Below are 17,500 nucleotides of genomic sequence, written 5' to 3' on the forward strand. Positions count from 1 at the left end.
CTTGCTGTCAAGTGATTATTTTCAGAAGTTTTCGAAGATTTCTTCAACAACTTCAACCACTTGCGCTTCCGATCTCTCGTTAGCGGGAGGCGAATTCTACAGCGTTATACGCTGCTGTCAACACCTCTTTTTCTCCGCTTTCGACCGAGAGGATCGAAACGTTAATAGAGCCGAACAACGCTGCTCTACCAACTCCTTCTGGGCTTCGATGAACTGAAGCAAGTCGCTGTCGAATCCTGCGTAACTACTTGTTTACCAAGGAGTTTTCCGTTTCGACTGCGCCGGAAGTGGGGCGAATTATAGACTTCCAGAATCTGCCGTCAACCCTTAATTTTGCTTTTCTATCAATTAGTTAGGATTGATTAAAAAACCATCAATCAAGGCGCGCAAATCCTTCTATATAGAAGACCAGGTTCAGATAACCCCCGCCTTCTTTAAAGCAACCACATTCGCCACACCGAGCCCCAACACCTTCTGGAGCACTTCAGCGGTGTGCTCTCCCAACAGAGGGGGCGCATTCCGATATTCCACAGGTGTCTTGGACAACCGCATCGGACTGGCAACCTGAGGCACCATCCCCGCTAACGCGTGAGGCAACGCCATTGCCAACCCGCGCGCCTTGACCTGGGGATCGGCAAACACTTGCGCAAGATCATTGATCGGCCCACAGGGCACACCAACCCGCTCCAGCTGGGACACCCATTCAGCCGTCGTCTTGAACACCGTAGCCTGACGAATCAACGGAATCAGCTCCGCCCGATTGGCTACCCGCACCTTATTAGTGGAGAAGCGCGGATCATCCGCCCACTGCGGCTGCCCAGCCACCTCGGCAAACTTGCGAAACTGCCCGTCATTACCCACAGTCAGGATGAAGTCACCGTCGGCCGTAGGAAAGTCCTGATAAGGCACGATGTTCGGGTGAGCATTACCCAGGCGCTTTGGCGGCACTCCTGTCGTCAGGTAATTCATTGCCTGGTTGGCCAGGCATGCGACCTGCACATCCAGTAACGCCATATCGATGTGCTGCCCGCCACCGTCGTGAACCCGATGAGCCAGTGCCGCCAGTATCGCCACGGTCGAGTAGAGCCCCGTAAGGATGTCAGTCAGCGCCACGCCCACCTTCACCGGCCCAGCGCCATCATCACCCTCAGGTCGACCAGTCAGACTCATAAGCCCGCCCAACCCCTGAATCATGAAGTCATAACCCGCACGCATCGCATAAGGCCCGGTCTGGCCGAACCCCGTGATCGAGCAATAGATCAGCTCCGGATTGATTTCCTTGAGCGACTCATAATCCAACCCATACGCCGCAAGGCCGCCTACCTTGAAGTTCTCGATCAGAATGTCCGACTTGGCCGCCAGGTCACGCACCAGCGCCTGCCCCTCAGGCCGGGTGAAATCGATAGCGACCGACTGCTTATTGCGATTGGCAGACAGGTAATACGCCGCTTCACTGGTGTTCTCGCCATAGGCATCCTTGAGGAAGGGCGGCCCCCAGGCGCGCGTGTCGTCGCCGCTGCCCGGCCGCTCGACCTTGATCACCTCAGCCCCAAGGTCTGCGAGGATCTGCCCGGACCAGGGGCCCGCCAGTACTCGCGATAAATCCAGTACCCGAAGATGCGAAAGCGCGCCCATGCCGTTCTCCTATTAATAGAAGGCCTGAAGACCGGTTTGCGCACGCCCCAGAATCAGCGCATGCACGTCATGAGTCCCCTCATAGGTGTTCACCACCTCCAGGTTGACCAGGTGACGCGCCACCCCGAACTCGTCGGAAATACCATTACCACCCAGCATGTCCCGCGCCATGCGCGCGATATCCAGAGACTTGCCACACGAGTTGCGCTTCATGATCGAAGTAATCTCAACCGCCGCCGTACCTTCGTCCTTCATACGCCCCAGACGCAGGCACCCTTGCAGGGCCAGAGTGATCTCGGTCTGCATATCGGCCAGCTTCTTCTGGATCAACTGGGTCGCCGCCAAGGGACGCCCGAACTGATGGCGATCTAGCGTGTACTGACGAGCGGTATGCCAGCAGAACTCAGCAGCGCCCAACGCCCCCCAGGAGATGCCATAGCGTGCAGAGTTAAGGCAGGTGAACGGCCCCTTCAAACCGCGCACATCCGGAAAAATGTTCTCTTCCGGGACAAACACGTTATCCATGACGATTTCACCGGTGATGGAAGCGCGCAGCCCGACCTTGCCGTGAATCGCCGGAGCGCTAAGACCCTTCCAGCCCTTCTCCAGGACAAACCCCCGGATATCGCCAGCATCGTCCTTGCCCCAAACCACAAACACATCCGCGATCGGGCTATTGGTGATCCACATCTTTGCGCCCGTCAGGCTATAACCGCCCTCCACCTTGCGCGCACGGGTAATCATCGCGCCCGGGTCGGAACCATGGTTGGGTTCGGTCAGGCCGAAACAACCGATCCATTCGCCAGAAGCCAACTTTGGCAGGTACTTCTGTTTCTGCGCCTCGGTGCCAAACTCGTTGATCGGCACCATGACCAGTGACGACTGCACACTCATCATCGAGCGATAGCCTGAGTCGACACGCTCCACCTCACGCGCAATCAACCCATAACTGACATAGTTCAAGCCGCTGCCACCGTACTGCTCGGGGATCATCGCACCGAGCAGACCGGTCTCGCCCATCTCACGGAAAATGGCAGGGTCAGTCTTTTCATGGCGAAAGGCTTCGAGCACACGCGGCGCCAGCTTGTCCTGGGCAAATTGCTCAGCACTGTCGCGCACCATGCGCTCTTCTTCGGTGAGCTGTTGATCCAGCAGCAGTGGATCGATCCAGTTGAAGCTTGCCTTGCCAGCCATGAATAAGTCCTCGCGGAAAAAATCGGAAGTCGTGGAAGCAGCCTAGGCCCGACAAGCGCAGAGGGCAAACGAGGTTTCCGCATAGGGTTGTGCTAATTTCTCACTTCGAAAGAGCCAAGAATGGCGCGTATGCGCCTTAGTGAGTGAGGGCACGGTATATGCGCAGAAAAATTCCCAGTACCACCGCCCTTGTCAGTTTTGAGGCGGCAGCCCGCCACGAGAGCTTTACCAAGGCGGCGCAAGAGCTTTCGATCACTCAAGGTGCCATCTGTCGACAGATCGCCAGCCTTGAGGAGTTTTTAAGTGTCGAGCTGTTTCGTCGTTCACGGCGCGGAGTAAAACTGACAGAGGCGGGGCTGTCTTATAGCCGTCGCGTCGCCACGCAATTGGATGCGGTAGAACGCGATACGCTTTCCGTCATGGGTCAGCAGGGCGCTAACACCATCGAACTGGCCGTGGTCCCGACGTTCGGCACTCAATGGCTGATACCTCGCCTCAAGGACTTCCAACGCCAACACCCCGAAGTCACGGTCAACCTGACGAACCGAACACGACCCTTCCTGTTTGCCGACACCGAATTCGACGCCGCGATCTACTTCGGCGATGCCGACTGGTCCGGCACCGAATCCCATCGGCTGATGGGGGAAAACCCCGTACCCGTGTGCAGCCCTCGGTTGCTGGGTAACCGCACACAGTTCAGCCCCCAGGAGATCGCCGAACTGCCGCTGCTGCAGCAGACCACGCGACCCTACGCGTGGCGCCAGTGGTTCAACGCACAACAACTGAACATCCCTCGCGACATGACAGGTCCCCGTTACGAGCTATTCTCGATGTTGTCCCAGGCCGCCATGCACGACATGGGGATCGCGCTGATTCCACCCTTCCTCATCCAACGTGAGCTGGGGGAGGGTCACCTGGTAATCGCAAACCCCGAGGCACTGAGCAGTTCGAAGGCTTATTACTTGATGATTCCTGACAGAAAGGTCGAATCTGCGTCATTGCATGCATTCCGGGACTGGCTGGTCGACCAGTCAAAGCGCTACAGCCCTAGTATTTAAAGGATAAACGCAACTTGCTGACTTTGTAGTCAGTAATTTTTAAAGCCTACAGATATACATATATGTCGCATTTAAACAGACTGTATCTGTCGGTCGAAAATAAGGCTCAAGGCCATGATCTACTTGGCTTGTAGCGACTATTACAGGCCAATGGCCGACTATTCACACCAACGATGACAAAAGATTGCAAAAGCGCCTGCAGCCCTTTAAGCCCATGTATTTGAAGAGGTTATTTCAGGGTATTGCGACAATCAGTCACAGGGTGACTTGTAGTTAATTTTTCGTCACCCGTCATAATCCCTTGAAGGCCGTAAAGTTCGCCTGCAAAATGCCGCGCCCCGCTGTCATTTCAGCGGGATCGTGCTGATCGGCCGCCCCAGTTGCGCCACTCGCGGTGCACTGGCCTTTTTACAAAAAGATCAAAAGCAAAAAGATCATGCAGGAGATTTGACGTGCACATTGGTGTTCCTCTCGAAACCCAGACCGGTGAAACGCGGGTGGCTGCCACCCCGGAAACCATCAAGAAGCTGATCGGCCAGGGCCATAAGGTCACTGTACAAAGCGGAGCCGGCATCAAGGCCAGCGTCGTCGACAGTGCCTATGAAGCGGCAGGCGCAACCATTGGCAGTGCCAACGATGCGTTTGGCGCCGAGCTGATTCTCAAGGTGGTTGCCCCCAGCGACAGCGAACTGGCGCTGATCAAAAGCGGCACCGTATTGGTGGGCATGCTCAACCCGTTCAGTAACGAAACCATTGCCAAGCTCGCCGAACGCGGCATCACCGCCTTCGCCCTCGAAGCCGCGCCACGCACCTCGCGGGCCCAGAGCCTCGATGTGCTGTCGTCCCAGGCCAACATCGCCGGCTATAAAGCTGTGTTGCTCGCCGCCCATCATTACCCGCGCTTCATGCCGATGCTGATGACCGCCGCAGGCACCGTGAAAGCGGCACGCGTGCTGATTCTGGGTGCCGGCGTTGCAGGCTTGCAGGCGATTGCCACGGCGAAACGCCTGGGTGCGGTGATCGAAGCGTCAGACGTACGCCCAGCTGTGAAAGAGCAGATCGAATCCCTCGGCGCCAAGTTCGTTGATGTGCCTTACGAAACCGACGAAGAGCGCGAATGCGCCGTCGGCGTCGGTGGCTACGCCCGTCCAATGCCGACCAGTTGGATGCAGCGCCAGGCACTGGCCGTGCACGAGCGCGCCAAGCAAGCCGACATCGTCATCACCACTGCCTTGATCCCCGGCCGTAAGGCGCCAACCTTGCTCAGCGCCGAAACCGTCGCACAGATGAAGCCCGGCTCGGTGGTCATCGACCTTGCCGCCGCGCAAGGCGGCAACTGCCCGCTGACCGTCGCCGACCAGGTGGTGGTGGAAAATGGCGTGATCATTTGTGGCCCGACCAACCTGGCCGGTGCTGTCGCCGCCGATGCCTCGGCCCTGTATGCGCGCAACCTGCTGGACTTCCTGAAGCTGGTCTTCACCAAGGAAGGGCAGTTTGAAATCAACCTCGAAGACGACATCGTCGCCGCGTGCCTGATGTGCCGCGACGGCCAAGTCATCCGCAAAAACGCCTAAGCAGGGATTCAGACGATGGAAGAGCTTATCTCCCCCGGTATCTACAACCTGATCATCTTTGTGCTGGCAATCTATGTCGGTTACCACGTGGTCTGGAACGTAACGCCCGCGCTGCACACGCCACTGATGGCGGTGACCAACGCGATTTCGGCCATTGTAATCGTCGGCGCCATGCTCGCTGCGGCACTCACCGTCACCCCGCTGGGCAAGACCATGGGCACCCTGGCCGTGGCACTCGCCGCCGTTAACGTGTTCGGTGGCTTCCTGGTCACTCGCAGGATGTTGGAAATGTTCAAGAAGAAAGCGCCCAAGGTTAAAGAAGAGGTGCAGAAGTAATGAGTATGAATCTGGTAACGACGCTCTACCTGATCGCGTCGATCTGCTTCATCCAGGCGCTCAAGGGCCTGTCACACCCAACCACCTCGCGGCGCGGCAACCTGTTCGGCATGCTCGGCATGGCGCTGGCGGTACTCACCACCGTCGGCCTCATCTACAAACTGGGGGCTGAGCTGGCAACTGCCGGCATCGGCTATGTGATCGTTGGACTGCTGATCGGCGGCACCGCCGGTTCGATCATGGCCAAGCGCGTAGAAATGACCAAGATGCCGGAGCTGGTAGCGTTCATGCACAGCATGATCGGCCTGGCCGCAGTGTTCATCGCGATTGCCGCGGTGGTCGAGCCGCAATCCCTGGGCATCGTCAAACACCTGGGTGACTCGATCCCGGCCGGCAACCGCCTGGAGCTGTTCCTTGGCGCAGCGATCGGCGCCATCACTTTCTCCGGTTCGGTGATCGCGTTCGGTAAGCTGTCGGGCAAGTACAAGTTCCGCCTGTTCCAGGGCGCACCGGTACAGTTCGGCGGCCAGCACAAGCTGAACCTCGTGCTGGGCCTGCTGACCCTGGGCCTCGGCCTGACCTTTATGTTCACCGGTAACCTCACCGCTTTCGCATTGATGCTGGCCCTGGCCTTCGTGCTCGGCGTGCTGATCATCATCCCGATTGGCGGCGCCGACATGCCGGTAGTGGTATCGATGCTCAACAGCTATTCCGGCTGGGCGGCGGCGGGCATCGGTTTCTCGCTGAACAACTCGATGCTGATCATTGCCGGCTCCCTGGTGGGCTCCAGCGGCGCGATCCTCTCGTACATCATGTGCAAGGCGATGAACCGTTCCTTCTTTAATGTGCTGCTCGGCGGTTTCGGCAATGCGCCGGATGCGGGTGCAGCGTCGGGTTCTAAAGAAGCACGCCCGGTCAAATCCGGCTCGGCCGACGACGCCACCTTCCTGCTGACCAACGCCGACACCGTGATCATCGTCCCGGGCTACGGCCTGGCGGTGGCACGGGCGCAACACGCGCTCAAGGAACTGACCGAGAAGCTCACTCACCACGGCGTCACGGTGAAATACGCGATCCACCCGGTGGCGGGCCGTATGCCTGGGCACATGAACGTACTGCTCGCCGAGGCCGAAGTGCCTTACGACCAGGTGTTCGAGATGGAAGACATCAACTCCGAATTCGGTCAGGCCGACGTGGTGCTGGTGCTGGGCGCCAACGACGTGGTCAACCCGGCCGCGAAGAACGATCCGAACTCGCCGATTGCCGGCATGCCGATTCTCGAAGCGTTCAAAGCCAAGACCATCATCGTCAACAAGCGCTCAATGGCCAGCGGCTATGCCGGCTTGGATAACGAGCTGTTCTACCTGGACAAGACCATGATGGTCTTCGGTGATGCCAAGAAGGTCATCGAGGACATGGTCAAAGCCGTCGAGTAACCCTGCTTCAGCGCAATACTCCAAACCCCGGCCTCTTGTAGGCTGGGGTTTTTTATTACTGCATGAAACCCGACCAAAGGCTCTAAATCGCCGCCCGGCATTCGACCATGGTAGCGGGCCGAAATTTTTTGAAATCACTAAACTGCGCACCTTGCTTCCGTAGCCTGAGATAAGAATCCATGTACCGTGATCGCATCCGCTTGCCTTCGTTGTTGAACAAGGTCATGAGCGCGGCAGACGCCGCCGCACTGATCGAAGACGGCATGACCGTTGGCATGAGCGGCTTTACCCGTGCCGGTGAAGCCAAGGCCGTCCCCCACGCCCTGGCCGAACGCGCCAAGACTTCCCCGCTGAAAATCACCCTGATGACCGGCGCGAGCCTGGGCAATGACCTGGACAAGCAACTGACCGAAGCCGGCGTACTGTCGCGACGCATGCCGTTTCAGGTCGACAGCACCCTGCGCAAGGCGATCAACGCTGGCGAAGTGATGTTCATCGATCAACACCTGTCGGAAACCGTCGAGCAACTGCGCAACAACCAGCTCAAGCTGCCGGACATCGCGGTGATTGAAGCGGTCGCGATCACCGAACAAGGCCACATCGTGCCCACCACCTCCGTGGGCAACTCGGCCAGCTTCGCAATTTTCGCCAAACAGGTGATCGTCGAGATCAACCTGGCGCACAACCCGAACCTGGAAGGGCTGCACGACATCTATATTCCGACCTACCGGCCGACGCGCACGCCCATACCGCTGGTAAAAGTCGACGACCGTATCGGCAGCACCGCCATTCCGATCCCGCCGGAAAAGATCGTCGCCATCGTCATCACCAACCAAGCCGACTCCGCCTCCACCGTGACGCCGCCCGACAGCGACACACAAGGCATCGCCAACCACCTGATCAACTTCCTCAAGCAGGAAGTCGACGCTGGCCGCATGACCAACAAGCTCGGCCCGCTGCAGGCCGGGATCGGCAATATCGCCAACGCTGTGATGTGTGGGTTGATCGAGTCGCCGTTCGAAGACCTGACCATGTATTCGGAAGTGTTGCAGGATTCAACCTTCGACCTGATCGACGCGGGCAAGCTGAGCTTCGCTTCGGGCAGTTCGATCACCTTGTCGGAACGGCGCAACGCCGACGTATTCGGCAACCTGGAACACTATAAGGACAAGCTGGTGCTGCGCCCGCAAGAGATCTCCAACCACCCTGAAGTGGTGCGTCGCCTGGGCATCATCGGCATCAACACCGCGCTGGAGTTCGATATCTACGGCAACGTCAACTCCACACACGTCTGCGGCACACGGATGATGAACGGTATTGGCGGCTCCGGGGATTTCGCGCGCAACGCGCACCTGGCGATCTTCGTCACCAAGTCGATTGCCAAGGGCGGGGCAATTTCCAGCGTAGTGCCCATGGTCAGCCATGTGGACCACACCGAGCATGACGTCGACATCCTGGTCACCGAGGTCGGGCTGGCCGATCTGCGTGGCCTGGCGCCACGGGAGCGGGCCCGTGTGATCATCGACAACTGTGTGCATCCCGCCTACCGCGATGCACTGAACAGTTACTTCGACGCCGCTTGCGCCCTCGGCGGACATACTCCGCACATCCTGCGCGAAGCACTGAGCTGGCACATTAACCTGGAAGAAACCGGGCATATGCTCAAGGCGTGATTGATACAGATCCGAGCTGATGCAAATACAGTTTCATCGGCTCGGGTTTCTCGCGGCTACTTCTTGAAAAAACTGTACTGCTGTACCGGTCATTTCCCACCGAAATATCCTACACACCTTACCGAAAACACCTATTTCGCACTGTTTCAGTGCAGACAGGTACAGTTGCCCCATTTCTGTACAGTACAGCGCCTATAAACAGTTAACTGGCCCCTCACAATACAGGTGAACTGTATCTAGAGAGTCTTGCGCTGGAAGAGGATCATTGGCACCAGTTAAACCACTACCTAATCCCGCCACAAGCGGAAGGATGTCATCATGGAACGTACACTCAGTTCCGATCTGTTCTTCGAAGAAAAAGCTGTAAATACCCAGGCCTCCCTGCCTCTGCGCGTTATCGCCAACCTGATGTTGTGGCAGCGCCGCATCTCCAGCCGCCACCAACTGGCTCGCCTGGATTCGCGTCTGCTGGCTGACGCAGGCATCAGCGAAGCTCAACGCTACGAAGAGCTGAGCAAGCCGTTCTGGCGCTGATTCAGCGCTCGCTGGCCCTGACCTGACGGGTCCACCGCCAGCAACCTGATTTGTCAACACAAAGCCCGCCCCGGGAAACCGGAGGCGGGCTTTGTCGTTTCCGGGATTAAGGTTTTCGCCGGAAAACAGAAACCTACCTCAAGGACAAGTACAGTTAAAAAAATACAACAGTTAAGCAGTACAATTTAATGCTGGTGTATCTGTATCGGTCCCACGGCTTCACCCACCATGGTGTTCCAAGACCTCATGAAAGGTGCTCGCCATGGATATGCCTTCCCTTCTTTATAAGCGGATGTTACGCCGCACGGTCGCCACTCTGGCCAAATGGATCCGTAACGCCTATGAACGACGTCAACTGTCGACGCTTGATACGCGGGAACTGTCCGACCTGGGCATCAGCAATGGCGACCGACTGGCAGAGATGTCCAAACCGTTCTGGCGTGACTAGGCAGTCAAGGCGCTTCCCGAACGGATAAACGGCAGCTTAATATCCAGTCACCACGTGGCGAACCGCGTCGTACAGGCGTCTGATCCCAAATGGCTGCCCTGCGCCACCTTATCCGTTCATATACAGGAGTTATCCCATGTCCCGTCTTCGCCTGCTGAGTGCTGCCGCCCTGCTGGCCCTGGCCGCCAATGCCAACGCGACCAGCTTCATCGTGACCACCGACTCCATCGTCGGCGCGCTGAAAGCCACTTCCGACGCCAGCTCGGATGCCACTTCGTCCCTGCGCGACAACAAGGTCGTACGTGCTGCACGTGATGACGCCGCCAGTTTTGTCGCCAGTGAAGGCGCCATTCGTGGCGTAAAACTGGAAAGTGCCCTGGCACAGATCCGCCAACAAGCGCCGCAACTGAACACCGCAACCGACGCGCAGTTGGCCCAGGCGATCCTGGCTATCTGACGCGGGACACAAAGGGAGCGCCTGCCGCTCCCGGATACCGACACGCTGGCTCTCGCCCGGGCATTGCGCTAGCCTTGGCGCTCGCTTTCAGTTGTCGAGTCCCATGGCTTTTTCATACCGCCTTTTAATCGCCCCTGTATTGTTTTCCTGCGGCTGGTCGCCATTGGCTTCGGCCTTTGACCTCAGCACCCAGAGCACCGTCGCGAGCGCGTACGCCACCAGCAAAGTGACCTCCGCGCCCTTCGACAGAAAAGTGATAATGGCCGCTCAGGATGATGCTGCCGCATTTATCGCCACTGACGGCCAATGGCGGGGCGCACGGCTGGAGTCGGCGCTGGATTATCTGCGCCGCAGCCAACCAAAACTTAACGCCAGCGACCTTGAACTGGCGCAAGCAATTCTCGTCCAATAATCATCTTTGTATTCAATCTTTGTATCTGGAGTTATTCCATGCGTAGCCCGCTGATCGCCGCCACCCTTGGCCTGCTGTTGTTGGCCGACGTTGCCCAGGCGCATACCCTGGTGGCCACCAGTAACATCATTGTTCGCGCCTCTGGCCGCACCATTGATTTCACTTCGGACACCACCACCTCCATCCGCGACTCGAAAGTGGTGCGCGAAGCCCACGACGACGCCGCCAGCTTCGTTGCGAGCAACGGCGAAATCCGTGGCGCGCACTTGGAAGCGGCCTTCGACACCCTGCGCACACGTCTGCCGGAAGCCCGCGACGCCAGTGACCAGACCCTCGCCGAAGCTATCCTCGCACTGTGAGGCGAATTGCCGCCTGGCTCCTGGCCGGGACTGTGCTGCTGTGTGCCAGCGCAGCCCAGGCCAGCCTGCAACTGCGGCTCAAGACCGAAGGTCTGAGCCCGGCTGAACAGCAGGCCAGCCAGGCGCTGCTCGACGAAGCGATGCGCTCTTTACCGCCGCGCTTCGTCGAGCAGTTGGACCGGCGCATCGATGTCGGCTGGACCGACAAGATGCCCGAGAATGCCTACGGGCAAGCCTCCCTGGTGTCCGAGCTGGACCTGAACCGCAACCTGCTCGCCAGCCTGACCGACGGCAGCGCCGCCACCCAGAAAACCAATCGCCCCCACGGCACTGTGCGCCGCGAAATGCTCGCCACGGTGCTGCATGAACTGACCCACATTTATGACCGTGCACGCCTGTGGTCCAAAGACGACCGCGCGCTGATCAATCGTTGCAGCCGCCAGAACAACCTTACCGGCCTGATCGGCCTGCCTGATCTATGCCGCGGCCAGAATGGCCGACGCTTTACCCTCAGTGACGATCCACGCCTGCTGGACCTTGCCGGCTGGCCGCAATACGTCGGTCGTCGCGGCGAGCGTGAACAGCACAACCATCAGGTCGCGCGCAGCCCGGATATCTATGAGACCACCAGCCCGCTGGAGTTCGTGGCGGTCAATATGGAATACTTCCTGCTTGACCCGAGCTACGCCTGCCGTCGCCCGGCATTGTTCCGCTATTACCAAGAGCACTTTGGCTGGGCCCCGCCAGCGCAAGACACCTGCGCCAGCACCTACGCATTCCTGAACGCCGGTAACGATTTCGCCAAGACGCCGTTGGGTCATGTGGACCCGGAGCGCGTCTACGAAATCGACTACCTGTTGGCCGAAGCCAACCAGAACCTGGTCAGCCGCTGGGGCCACAGCATGTTGCGCCTGGTGATCTGTGCGCCGGGCCGTCCGCGTGGGCCGGATTGTCGGCTGGATCTGGACCAGCATCTGGTTTTGTCCTACCGCGCGTTCGTCGGTGACGTACAGCTGTCGAGCTGGGATGGCCTGGTGGGCAAATACCCGTCTCGGTTGTTTGTACTGCCGCTGGCGCAAGTGATCGACGAATACACCAAGACCGAGTTGCGTGGCCTGGCCTCTGTACCGCTGAAGCTGACCCGCCAGGAAATCAACGACACCGTCGAGCATGCCGCCGAAATGCATTGGAGCTACGACGGCAACTACTTCTTCATCTCCAACAATTGCGCGGTGGAGAGCCTGAAACTGTTACGCAGCGGCAGCGCCAACCCGCAACTGACCGGCCTGGACAACATCACCCCCAACGGTTTGCTCGAGGTCCTGAGCGCCCGCGGCCTGGCCGACACCAGCGTGCTGGATGACAAACGCAGGGCACTACGCCTGGGTTATCACTTCGACTCCTTCCGCGAACGCTACCAGGCGATGTTCGATGTGCTGCGCAAACACCTGCCGATCAAACAGACCCAGGTCGAAGACTGGCTATCCCTCAGCGCCGAGGAGCGCCGCCAGTGGTTCGGCCAGGCCGACCTGCGCACCAGCGCTGCGTTGTTGCTGCTGGAGCAGGCGAGCTTTCGCAAGCAGTTGATGCTTGCCCAGGACGAAGTCAAACAGCGCTACCTCGGCGCCCGCGAGCTGAAAAACGGCGGCATGGAAAAAGCCAACGCCACGCTGCAGCAGATCCTCGCCAACAGCGGCTTCCTCAGCCGCCCGGCGGAACTGCTGGGCAGTGGCGGCTATGGCCTGCCGCAACCGTCGGAGGCCACACGCCTGGAATCGGAAAGCGCCGAGCGCCAGAAGCAACTGCAATCCCTTACCGGCGAATTGGATAAAGAGGTGAGGGCGCTGCTGGAGCCTTCCCGTTCCGCCGAAATTGCCGCCTGCGAAGCCAACCTGAAGCTGGTGGGCGAGCATTTGCGGGCCTTGCACAAGGCGGCAGGCGGCCTGGAACTACCCTGAAACCCCGCCGCAGAATCTGTAGGAGCCGGCTTGCCGGCGATGCAGACACCTCCGTCGTTCAGTTGAACCGAGGTGATGCTATCGCAGGCAAGCCAGCTCCCACATTTGGTCTGTGCAAACCTGAAGACCGTATGCCTGCCCGCCATCAGCTGTTTGCGCAGCGAAAGCTGGCTGAAAGCTTACCCGTCTAGGATCGCCCCCACTGCCGGCAACAGACCGGCTGTTAACAACAACAATGGTGATTCCCGATGTCCGCTCGTACCCGCCTGTTCGCCCCAACTCCACCCGTACGCCTCGTGCCTTTCGCTCTGCGCTGACCCCAACCCGGTTCGCCATTCCCTAGCCGCGCTACGCCTGGAGTATTCCTATGCTGACTTTCCTTGGCTTTGCCATGGTCATCACGTTCATGTTCCTGATCATGACCAAGCGCCTGTCCGCGCTGATCGCTCTGATCATCGTGCCGATCCTGTTCGCGCTGTTCGGCGGTTTCGCACCGAAGATCGGCCCGATGATGCTCGAAGGCATCACCAAGCTCGCGCCGACCGGCGTGATGCTGATGTTCGCCATTCTCTACTTTGCCCTGATGATCGACTCCGGCCTGTTCGACCCGGCCGTGCGCAAGATCCTCAAAATGGTCAAGGGCGACCCGCTGAAGGTCTCCGTCGGTACCGCCGTGCTGGCCCTGGTCGTGTCCCTCGACGGTGACGGCGCCACCACCTACATGATCTGCGTGGCCGCCATGCTGCCGCTGTACCAGCGCATCGGCATGAGCCCGCGCATCATGGCCGGCCTGATCATCCTCGCCGGCGGCGTGATGAACATGACCCCCTGGGGCGGTCCGACCGCCCGTGCCGCCAGTGCGCTGCATGTGGACCCCTCGGATATTTTCGTACCGATGATCCCGGCCATGGCTGCTGGCGTGGTGGCGATCCTGGTGATTGCCTATATGTACGGCAAACGCGAGCGTGCGCGCCTGGGCGAACTGCACCTGCAAGGTGATGAGATCGACCACAGCGAAATCAGCGTGTCGCAATACCCTGACGCGCGTCGTCCGAAGCTGATCTGGTTCAACGGCGCGCTGACCCTGGCCCTGATGTGCACCCTGATCGCCGGTCTGTTGCCGCTGCCGGTGCTGTTCATGGTGGCGTTCAGTATCGCGATGATCGTCAACTATCCGTGCCTGCAACAGCAGAAGGACCGCGTCGCCGCCCACGCCGGCAGCGTATTGGCGGTGGTGGGGCTGATCTTCGCCGCGGGTATCTTCACCGGCATCCTGTCCGGTACCGGCATGGTCGACGCCATGTCCAAGAGCCTGCTGGCGGTCATCCCCGAAGCCATGGGCCCGTACCTGGCCGTGATCACCGCGCTGGTGAGCATGCCGTTCACCTTCTTCATGTCCAACGACGCGTTCTACTACGGCGTACTGCCAGTACTCGCCGAAGCCGCCAGCCACTACGGCATCACCGCTGTGGAAATGGCCCGCGCGTCCATCGTTGGCCAGCCTGTGCACTTGCTCAGCCCGCTGGTACCGTCGACCTACCTGTTGGTGGCGCTGGCCGGTATCGAATTTGGCGATCACCAGCGCTTCACCCTGAAGTGGGCAGTGCTGGTGTGCCTGTGCATAATGTTCGCCGCATTGCTGATGGGGATTTTTCCGCTGTTCAGCACTCTATAATCGTACCGACTCACTCACCGCGCGGCGCTGCAGCTTGCGCGGTTTAACACTTGCTCAAAGGAATACACATGGAATGGCTGACCAATCCGGAAATCTGGATTGCCTTCTTCACCCTGACGGCCCTCGAGATCGTCCTGGGCATCGATAACATCATCATGATTTCGATCCTGGTCAGCCGCATGCCCAAGCATATGCAGGCGCGCACCCGGATCTTCGGCCTGGCCCTGGCCATGGTCACACGCATCCTGTTGCTGCTGTCGATCACCTGGGTGATGCAACTGACCGCCGACCTGTTCGTAGTCTTCGGCCAGGGTATTTCCGGTCGCGACTTGATCCTGTTCTTCGGTGGCCTGTTCCTGCTGTGGAAAAGCTCCCAGGAGATGTACCACGCGCTGGAAGGTGACGACGAAACCCACGAAGAGCCGAAGGGCGCCGGTGGCAAGTTCATCTACACCATCATCCAGATCGCGATCATCGACATCGTGTTCTCCCTGGACTCAGTGATCACCGCAGTCGGCATGGTGTCGCACGTGCCGGTCATGGTCGCCGCGATCATCGTGGCGGTACTGGTGATGATGCTCGCCGCCGGCACCATCAGCGAGTTCATCGACAAGCACCCGTCGCTGAAGATGCTGGCACTGTCATTCCTGCTGGTAGTGGGTACCGTGCTGATCGCCGAATCCTTCGATGTGCACGTGCCAAAAGGCTACGTCTACTTCGCCATGGCGTTCTCGCTGGCGGTGGAAGCGGTGAACATCAAGATGCGCACCGCCATCGCGAAAAAGAAAAAACAGCAAGACCCCGTGAAACTGCGCAAAGACATTCCAGGTCAATAAACCTGTAGGCGCGAGCTTGCTCGCGAAGAACTCAAGGAAACCGCGTTTATCAGATGGCACGCGTTATCGTTGACGTTTTTCGCGAGCTTGCTCGCGCCTGAAGATGACAGTTTTGTTTCAATCCCCACTTCAGCTATGCGATGCTGGCGCAGAGCCCATTCGCCAACTACAGCTTAACTACAAGACGTAGAGCGGCACGCGGTAACTTTCCTTCGCTCCAGCTGGAGCGCACCCACACGGGGGGCCGAGCATGCTGACCTTGCTCAATCTGCTTTCCGCCGTGACCCTGCTTATCTGGGGCACGCACATCGTCCGTACCGGCATCCTGCGGGTCTACGGTTCCAACCTGCGCCAAGTCATCGGGCAGAACATGTCCAAGCGCTGGCTGGCGTTTATCGCCGGTATCCTGGTGACCGCCATGGTGCAGAGCAGCAATGCCACGGCAATGCTGGTGACGTCCTTTGTCGGCCAGGGCCTGATGGGGCTGATGCCCGCCCTGGCGACCATGCTCGGCGCTGACGTCGGGACTGCGCTGATGGCGCGGGTGCTGACCTTTGACTTGTCGTGGCTGTCGCCGCTGCTGATCTTTCTCGGAGTGATTTTCTTCCTGTCGCGCAAACAGACGCGGGCAGGGCAGTTGGGCCGGGTCGGGATCGGCCTCGGGCTGATCATCCTCGCACTGCAACTGATCGTCGAAGCCGCCGGGCCCATCACCCACGCCCAAGGCGTAAAAGTGCTGTTCGCTTCATTGACGGGCGACATCCTGCTCGACGCTCTGGTCGGCGCGTTGTTCGCGATGATTTCCTACTCCAGCCTGGCCGCCGTCCTACTGACTGCCACCCTGGCCGGCGCCGGTGTGATCGGCTTGCACGTGGCCATCGGCCTGGTGATCGGCGCCAACATCGGCAGCGGCGTGCTGGCCTTCCTCAGCACCAGCATGCAGAACGCCGCGGGTCGCCAGGTCGCACTGGGCAGCCTGCTGTACAAGTTGATCGGCCTGCTGCTGATTATCCCGGTACTCGACCCTCTCGTGCGCTGGATGGACGGCCTGGACTACAGCGCCCAAGGCATGGTCATCACCTTCCACCTGCTCTACAACGTCACCCGTTGTCTGATTCTGCTGCCGACCATCGGCCCGATGGCACGGTTGTGCGCCTGGCTGCTGCCCGAGCGCGAAGAAACCAATGGCAAGGCCAAACCCCGCCACCTCGACCTGGCCGCGCTCACCACGCCGAGCCTGGCGCTGGCCAACGCCGCGCGGGAAACCCTGCGCCTCGGCGACCTGATCGACAACATGCTCACCGCGATGCAGGAAGTACTGCGTGGCAAACAGACGGCCATCACCCAGGAAATGCGCAGCCTCAGCGACGACGTCGAGTCGCTCTACAGCGCGATCAAACTCTACCTGGCGCAAATGCCCCGCGAAGACCTCAGTGAGCAGGACAGCCGGCGCTGGGCCGAAATCATCGAGCTGTCGATCAACCTGAAGCTGGCCGGCGACCTGATCGAACGCATGCTGCGCAAGGTCCAGCAGCAGAAAACCTCCCAGCGCCGCCAGTTCTCGGAAGTGGGCCTGGAAGAACTCACGGGCCTGCACAGCCAACTGATCGCCAACCTGCGCCTCGGGTTGTCGGTGTTCCTTAGCGCCGACCCGGAAAGCGCTCGCCAATTGCTGCGCGAGAAGCGCCGCTTCCGCGCCCAGGAACGCCGTCTGGCCCACGCTCACGTCAGCCGGTTGCAGCGCAAGATCGTACAGAGCCTGGAGACCAGTTCCCTGCATCTGGAGCTGATTGCCGACATGAAACGCTTGAACTCGTTGTTTTGCAGCAGTGCTTATGTAGTGTTGGAAACGTCCGACACCGGCGCGCTCTCCGCCGAAGATATTGCCGACATCACACATTCGCCCTGAACGTAC

The 17,500-nt window shown here is 59.5% G+C and carries 16 protein-coding genes; 14 read left to right on the forward strand and 2 right to left on the reverse strand.

The genetic code is table 11. The features are described 5' to 3' along the window. Positions 1–414: 414 nt before the first annotated feature. Together BM70_RS0101110 and BM70_RS0101115 are read right to left on the reverse strand one after the other, a co-directional pair. Positions 415–1,635, reverse strand: a complete 1,221-nt coding sequence (locus BM70_RS0101110; protein WP_025854288.1) for a CaiB/BaiF CoA-transferase family protein — start codon at positions 1,633–1,635, stop codon at positions 415–417. 12 nt (positions 1,636–1,647) lie between these two features. After that, positions 1,648–2,829 carry an acyl-CoA dehydrogenase gene (locus BM70_RS0101115; RefSeq protein ID WP_003170842.1) on the reverse strand — a complete coding sequence of 394 codons (1,182 nt, stop codon included), beginning with the start codon at positions 2,827–2,829 and terminating at the stop codon, positions 1,648–1,650. A gap of 158 nt (positions 2,830–2,987) precedes the next feature. On the opposite strand from BM70_RS0101115, the gene BM70_RS0101120 reads away from it, so the two are divergent. The 14 genes from BM70_RS0101120 to BM70_RS0101185 all read left to right on the forward strand — a co-directional run bounded on the left by BM70_RS0101120 (position 2,988) and on the right by BM70_RS0101185 (position 17,494). Next, positions 2,988–3,887 carry a LysR family transcriptional regulator gene (locus tag BM70_RS0101120; protein ID WP_025854289.1) on the forward strand — a complete coding sequence of 300 codons (900 nt, stop codon included), beginning with the start codon at positions 2,988–2,990 and terminating at the stop codon, positions 3,885–3,887. Positions 3,888–4,339: 452 nt separating this feature from the next. Beyond that, positions 4,340–5,461 carry a Re/Si-specific NAD(P)(+) transhydrogenase subunit alpha gene (locus BM70_RS0101125; protein ID WP_025854290.1) on the forward strand — a complete coding sequence of 374 codons (1,122 nt, stop codon included), beginning with the start codon at positions 4,340–4,342 and terminating at the stop codon, positions 5,459–5,461. A 15-nt stretch (positions 5,462–5,476) separates the two neighbouring features. Next, positions 5,477–5,797 carry an NAD(P) transhydrogenase subunit alpha gene (locus BM70_RS0101130; RefSeq protein WP_025854291.1) on the forward strand — a complete coding sequence of 107 codons (321 nt, stop codon included), beginning with the start codon at positions 5,477–5,479 and terminating at the stop codon, positions 5,795–5,797. Then, positions 5,797–7,233 carry an NAD(P)(+) transhydrogenase (Re/Si-specific) subunit beta gene (locus tag BM70_RS0101135; protein ID WP_025854292.1) on the forward strand — a complete coding sequence of 479 codons (1,437 nt, stop codon included), beginning with the start codon at positions 5,797–5,799 and terminating at the stop codon, positions 7,231–7,233. Before BM70_RS0101130 ends, BM70_RS0101135 begins: the two co-directional genes overlap by 1 nt. 179 nt (positions 7,234–7,412) lie before the next feature. After that, positions 7,413–8,906, forward strand: coding sequence for an acetyl-CoA hydrolase/transferase family protein (locus tag BM70_RS0101140; RefSeq protein WP_025854293.1), 1,494 nt, complete (start codon positions 7,413–7,415; stop codon positions 8,904–8,906). 318 nt (positions 8,907–9,224) lie between these two features. Further along, positions 9,225–9,440 carry a DUF1127 domain-containing protein gene (locus BM70_RS0101145; RefSeq protein WP_010168694.1) on the forward strand — a complete coding sequence of 72 codons (216 nt, stop codon included), beginning with the start codon at positions 9,225–9,227 and terminating at the stop codon, positions 9,438–9,440. A 262-nt stretch (positions 9,441–9,702) separates the two neighbouring features. Further along, positions 9,703–9,888 carry a DUF1127 domain-containing protein gene (locus BM70_RS0101150; RefSeq protein ID WP_025854294.1) on the forward strand — a complete coding sequence of 62 codons (186 nt, stop codon included), beginning with the start codon at positions 9,703–9,705 and terminating at the stop codon, positions 9,886–9,888. 136 nt (positions 9,889–10,024) lie between these two features. After that, positions 10,025–10,345 (forward strand): DUF2388 domain-containing protein, encoded by a 321-nt coding sequence (locus tag BM70_RS0101155; protein ID WP_025854295.1) that lies wholly within the window; start codon positions 10,025–10,027, stop codon positions 10,343–10,345. Between the two features lie 103 nt (positions 10,346–10,448). After that, the gene (locus tag BM70_RS0101160) at positions 10,449–10,757 is read left to right on the forward strand and encodes a DUF2388 domain-containing protein (protein ID WP_025854296.1); all 309 of its coding nucleotides are present in this window, start codon (positions 10,449–10,451) and stop codon (positions 10,755–10,757) included. Positions 10,758–10,795: 38 nt separating this feature from the next. Next, positions 10,796–11,116 carry a DUF2388 domain-containing protein gene (locus BM70_RS0101165; RefSeq protein ID WP_025854297.1) on the forward strand — a complete coding sequence of 107 codons (321 nt, stop codon included), beginning with the start codon at positions 10,796–10,798 and terminating at the stop codon, positions 11,114–11,116. After that, positions 11,113–13,074 (forward strand): DUF4105 domain-containing protein, encoded by a 1,962-nt coding sequence (locus tag BM70_RS0101170; RefSeq protein ID WP_025854298.1) that lies wholly within the window; start codon positions 11,113–11,115, stop codon positions 13,072–13,074. Before BM70_RS0101165 ends, BM70_RS0101170 begins: the two co-directional genes overlap by 4 nt. 367 nt (positions 13,075–13,441) lie before the next feature. Next, the gene (locus BM70_RS0101175; protein WP_003170826.1) at positions 13,442–14,749 is read left to right on the forward strand and encodes a CitMHS family transporter; all 1,308 of its coding nucleotides are present in this window, start codon (positions 13,442–13,444) and stop codon (positions 14,747–14,749) included. A gap of 68 nt (positions 14,750–14,817) precedes the next feature. Beyond that, positions 14,818–15,585 (forward strand): TerC family protein, encoded by a 768-nt coding sequence (locus BM70_RS0101180; RefSeq protein WP_025854299.1) that lies wholly within the window; start codon positions 14,818–14,820, stop codon positions 15,583–15,585. A 250-nt stretch (positions 15,586–15,835) separates the two neighbouring features. Beyond that, the gene (locus tag BM70_RS0101185) at positions 15,836–17,494 is read left to right on the forward strand and encodes a Na/Pi cotransporter family protein (protein ID WP_025854300.1); all 1,659 of its coding nucleotides are present in this window, start codon (positions 15,836–15,838) and stop codon (positions 17,492–17,494) included. The last annotated feature ends 6 nt before the right edge of the window (positions 17,495–17,500 follow it).

Origin of the sequence: Pseudomonas sp. CHM02 (assembly GCF_000612585.1) — a bacterium.
GTDB lineage: Bacteria > Pseudomonadota > Gammaproteobacteria > Pseudomonadales > Pseudomonadaceae > Aquipseudomonas.